This window comes from Moorena sp. SIO4E2, assembly GCF_010671945.1.
Taxonomy (GTDB): Bacteria; Cyanobacteriota; Cyanobacteriia; order Cyanobacteriales; family Coleofasciculaceae; genus Moorena; species Moorena producens.
The window spans coordinates 1-5,039 of the sequence record NZ_JAAHIE010000512.1; the positions used below are offsets into that span (position 1 = coordinate 1).

At 44.9% G+C, this 5,039-nt stretch carries 6 protein-coding genes; 4 read left to right on the top strand and 2 right to left on the bottom strand.

The window, feature by feature from the left end:
- Positions 1-110: 110 nt before the first annotated feature.
- Positions 111-2,066 carry a hypothetical protein gene (locus tag F6K37_RS31800; RefSeq protein WP_287254565.1) on the top strand — a complete coding sequence of 652 codons (1,956 nt, stop codon included), beginning with the start codon at positions 111-113 and terminating at the stop codon, positions 2,064-2,066.
- Positions 2,067-2,298: 232 nt separating this feature from the next.
- The gene (locus F6K37_RS31805) at positions 2,299-2,472 is read left to right on the top strand and encodes a hypothetical protein (RefSeq protein WP_287254567.1); all 174 of its coding nucleotides are present in this window, start codon (positions 2,299-2,301) and stop codon (positions 2,470-2,472) included.
- Positions 2,473-2,564: 92 nt separating this feature from the next.
- Here F6K37_RS31805 and F6K37_RS31810 read toward each other — a convergent pair whose 3' ends face one another.
- The gene (locus F6K37_RS31810) at positions 2,565-2,741 is read right to left on the bottom strand and encodes a hypothetical protein (RefSeq protein WP_287254569.1); all 177 of its coding nucleotides are present in this window, start codon (positions 2,739-2,741) and stop codon (positions 2,565-2,567) included.
- 79 nt (positions 2,742-2,820) lie between these two features.
- On the opposite strand from F6K37_RS31810, the gene F6K37_RS31815 reads away from it, so the two are divergent.
- Positions 2,821-3,315 carry a hypothetical protein gene (locus F6K37_RS31815; protein ID WP_287254571.1) on the top strand — a complete coding sequence of 165 codons (495 nt, stop codon included), beginning with the start codon at positions 2,821-2,823 and terminating at the stop codon, positions 3,313-3,315.
- Between the two features lie 19 nt (positions 3,316-3,334).
- Positions 3,335-4,630 (top strand): formylglycine-generating enzyme family protein, encoded by a 1,296-nt coding sequence (locus tag F6K37_RS31820; RefSeq protein ID WP_287254572.1) that lies wholly within the window; start codon positions 3,335-3,337, stop codon positions 4,628-4,630.
- Positions 4,631-4,667: 37 nt separating this feature from the next.
- On the opposite strand, the gene F6K37_RS31825 is transcribed toward F6K37_RS31820, so the two are convergent.
- Positions 4,668-5,039 (bottom strand): hypothetical protein (locus F6K37_RS31825; RefSeq protein ID WP_287254574.1); only part of this gene is annotated, 372 nt, incomplete at its 5' end.

Here is a 5,039-nt window from a genome sequence, read left to right on the forward strand (position 1 = left end):
TTCCTATCAGCAAGATATTCCGATTGCGATTGTAGAACGGGCTGAGATTCAGTTACAAGAGTCGTCTAGTTTGTCAATTGTGATTGAAGATAAGTAATGGGTAATAGGTAATGGAAAAACGCGGCAAAACCACCAGCATCACCAGTCGATTTCCTCATTTCTATGACGGAGCCAATGTTGAGAGTTTGCTCTACCAATTTATTGATGTCTTTGGCTTTTTGCTAGAGCAAGGGGAAACCGACTTGCTCGCTGTGATGCGTTCCCATCATGTGGATACCGCTGACAATGAAGGGTCTCAAGGCTTTATTGCTGCCCAAAAGGGAGATTTAGATCAACTTTTTGCTCTCTACCTAGAAGCGTTAGGAGGCACCTCTCAACTGGTACAGGTAAGTCACCAGTTTAGTCCAGGGAGTATTAAAAATGTCAGTAACTTGGCCAAGAAACTTGATCAAGGCAGGGATGAACTGTCTCAGTATTTGCGATCGCAACTTGATCACGATACCAAGAGCCTTCTGGAGCGCTATCAGGTTGCCCAGGCTCAATTTAACCTAGAGTCTTTCAGGGATCTGCCCGGTCTAGCCATTCAGCTGTTGGTTGCTACCGTTGCTACCGATCAACTCAGTCATTATCTCAAAATTCACTTGCCCCCAGAAACTCTGGAACTGCTCAATCACTATGACGGTTTCCCCCCGCTGCCTGAACCCCTACAGCAGGGACTGGTGCAAACACTCAACCAACAGCTGGTTAATCCCTCCCTCTACCGGAAAAATAAGCCATACTTCCAAACCCTGACTCTTAGCAAAGCCGCTCAGCAATTGCTGGCACAACAGCCCATCGGGGAAGACCGACAACGTCTCAATCGCTTGTTGTTAGAAGCCGCCTATCCAGACTATATCAGCCCTAGCCATATTCCCACTCTGGCGCAGGTAGAGCAGGGGTTAATAAAGGGCTTGAATCACTCTCTACAAGACCCCTTACTCTACCAAAAAACTTACCAACACCCTGATCAACCCCAATCCCAAACCCTTCCGGCAGGAACTGATCGGATTATCCAAAATCGGCAATTGCTAGAAGCAGCCTATCCCAATGAGATTGCCAAGAGTTATGCTCCTTACCGAGAGCGACTAAAAGGCTTGATTCACATCCTCCGTCAAGGAGCTGCTACCAAGCCAGGGATTATTGATTTGGTTGCTGCCAACTTGGGAATTTTAGAAGATTCTCCCGCCGCTCAAGCCGCCAAGAAAACCATTCAAATTCAAGAGTTCATGCCTCGGCTGACTCAGTTACATCCTCCTAATCAGCCAGAACATCGCTACTTGCTGACACTTCGGGAAGAATTTGAGGTCTATAACCCCAACCCGCAGCCAGAGGAAATCGAAATTTTCCTGGCAGTTCAGCCAAGTCTGCCTGTGGTATTATACAATCTGCGAATTGTTAACTGCGATACTGAAGAATCGGTTACTTACCAAGGAGAAGCGAGGGCATCCGATGTATTGTCCTTTCGAGAGAATACCGTTGACGTTAACGGTAAACCTTATGCAACAGAAGGAACGCCCCTACTACCAACCGACACCTCTCGCTGGCGGCTGGAAGCAGAGTTAGCTGAGGGGTATCCCCTGGCACAATTTGACCAACAGCGCTTTGATCAAGCCACCTTTGGCTTCAGTCAACCCGTCGCCTCTCTGGAAATGAGATTCTACAAACTCACCCCAGGGGTGTTTGAGGTAAAAATTCCTTGGGATATTCCCGGCTTTACTGATAAGTTTCACGAAGCAGGGGATCATCCTCGCCATCAAATTGCTGGAATTATTGACAACGTTAAAGCTGCTGGTGTTCTCGGGATGATTACCTATGAGAAGCGCTTTCAGGAAACTCACGAGATAGTAGCAGAGTTAACTGTTGAACGTTCTCCGTTTAGGGAAGAACATCTTGCCGAAGATTACCTTACTATTAGTAGCGTTCAGGTTCCCTATCCAGAGGGAGTAGTCCACGAAATGTCGGATAATCTGCTTACTTGTGGAGTATTTGACTATACTGGCTTTGATAGCGGGAATCGTTTTGCTTGAGAGGGAGTAGGGAGTAGGGAGTAGGGAATGTAGAATTAAGAATTAAGAATTAAGAATGTAGAATGTAGAATTAAGAATGTAGAATGTAGAATTAAGAATTAAGAATGTAGAATTAAGAATGGTTAATCTAACTTCTAACTTCTAACTTCTAACTTCTAACTTCTAACTTCTAACTTCCCGATTCCCAATTCTAAATCCTAAATTCCCGATTCGACATTGGTGGTGCGTTACGGTGCGGGCTGTAACAAAACTGGCTCTCGGTGTTGAAGATGAGGGCAAGCCCGCCCCTAACACACCCTACGCACTAACTTCCCGATTCCCGATTCCCGATTCCCGATTCCCGTTCCCCTCCTGGGAGGGGTTAGGGGTGGGTTCCGATTCCCGTTCCCCTCCTGGGAGGGGTTAGGGGTGGGTTCCGATTCCCAATTCCCAAGGGTGCATCTCCTAAAAGCTGTTTGACACGGTGGTGCGTTACGGGGCGGGCTATCCAAAGCCTGGCTACGAGGCGGAAAATGAGGCCCCCCCTGAAGCACCACTAGCAACTTTTTTACAAATATGAGATGCACCCATTCCCAATTCCCCATTCCCAATTCCCCATTCCCCATTCTTCATTCTTCCTTCTAAATTCCCCATTCCCCATTCCCCATTCCCCATTCCCCATTCCCCATTCCCCATTCTTCCTTCTAAATTCTAAATTCTAAATTCTAAATTCTAAATTCTAAATTCTAAATTCTAAATTCTAAATTCTAAAACTATGAAAATTGCCGAAAGCCTCGACATGAAAGGTAGGTTAACTATCCAAAAATATAATTCTCAAGCTCAGCTGGTGGATGAAGTTAAAGCTGACAACTCGATTGTTTATACAGGGCGGGAATTAGTGGCTAAGTTATTTACTAATCAAAAAATTGATCCGATCCGCTACATCGCACTAGGTACTAGCAGCACCCCGGTTGCTCCAGCTCAGGATACCAAATTGGGTAATGAAGTGTTTCGGAAAGAACTTAAAACCTTTGACATCGGTGAAGATTTAACAGAGACTGGGGACGGTGACAGTAAAAAGTGTAAAATAATCTTGTCTGTAGACCTGGATTTTGGGGAACCTGGCGATCAGGAAGTTGCCTTAACTGAAGCGGGGTTGTTTAATAGCGAAGACAAAGAAACCGCAATTATGTATAATCGAGTGGTATTTCCGGTAATTACCAAGAGCGATAAATTTAAGTTAACCCTTGTGTGGGAAATTTTATTTTAGTGATAACTATGAGGAAGCAATGACCAACGGTTTTAAGCCAAAAGACCAAAAAAAGCCTGGAGATTTGATCCTTTCGGCAGAGTGGAATGCCGCCATGGATGAAATTGACCGTTTGGGTAAGACTCTTCAAGACATAACCACAAAAGCAACAAGCTTCCAGGGACCTCTAACCATTGAACAAGCCCTGAAGGTTAAAGGCAACGTAAGAATTGGGACAGACAATCCCACCGCTAAACTGGAAGTGAAGGGAAACCTGAAACTAGAATTAGGAGAAGCGGTTAATGAATTTTCCAGCGATATTACCTTGGCAGGGAAATCGAATCAAGCTGTCCCCACGGAACTGGCAGTGAAAACCTATGTAGACAAGCAAGTGCAAGGGTTACAAGAGTCGTTGACAACCAAAAAGTTGCAAGTCACTGAGAGTCTGAAACTGGGGAACGGCGTAGAGGTAGCGCAATTTAGTAACACCATCGACCCATCTAGAGAATCCCCCCTGGTCGTAGTCCCCACGGAACAAGCCATCATCACCTACATCAAAAGCACCTTAACAAAGGTATATTTACTTCCAGAAATCTTTAATTTAGGTAAAGGGGGTCTCTTAGAAATGCAACCCATCCCAGCAGGTAGCTTCTTGATGGGTAGCCCTACAAGTGACAATATGAGCATTGATCACGAAAGACCCCAGCATCAGGTAAGTGTAAAACAGTTCTGGATGGGACAATTTCCAGTAACTCAGCAGCAGTGGCAAGCCGTTGCTGGTTACCAGCAAGTCAACACCAGCCTTAACTCCACGCCATCTCACTTTAAAGGCGATAATAAACTACCCGTTGAGCAGGTATCATGGCATGATGCTAAAGAATTTTGTACGGCACTCAATGTAAAATTTAAGAGTCAACTCCAAAATCGAAAATTCCGTTTGCCCAGTGAGGCGGAATGGGAATATGCCTGTCGAGCAGGTACGACAACTAGATATTACTATGGCGAAGACCAGTCAATACTGGGAAACTATGCTTGGTACGATGTTAATTCTGATAGCCAAACTCATCCAGTAGGACAAAAAATCCCGAATAACTGGAAATTGTATGATATGATCGGTAATGTATGGGAATGGTGTCAAGATACCTGGCCTAGCAACTATGAAGATGCCCCAGTAGACGGTAGCGCCTGGTTAAGTGATAATAATAATGATAATCGGCTGCTGCGCGGTGGCTCTTTGTACCACAATTCGAGGACCTGCCGCTGTGCCTCTCGCCCCTACTACCTCTCGCCGGTCAACGGGTACAACGGCCACGGTTTCCGGGTGGTTTGTTCCTAGGCGTGGACTCTTCTTTGCCCTTTCGCCCTTTTGCCCTCTACCCTTTTTCTAGGTAATGGGTAATAGGTAATAGGTAATAGGTAATAGGTAATAGGTAATAGGTAATAGGTAATAGGTAATAGGTAATCGGTAATCGGGAATAGGTAATCGGTAATAGGTAATAGGTAATAGGTAATAGGTAATGGGTAATAGGTAATCGGTAATAGGTAATCGGTAATAGGTAATGGGTAATGGGTAATGGGTAATAGGTAATAGGTAATAGGTAATAGGTAATCGGTAATCGGGAATAGGTAATCGGTAATAGGTAATCGGTAATAGGTAATAGGTAATGGGTAATAGGTAATCGGTAATAGGTAATCGGTAATAGGTAATGGGTAATGGGTAATGGGTAATAGGTAATAGGTAATAG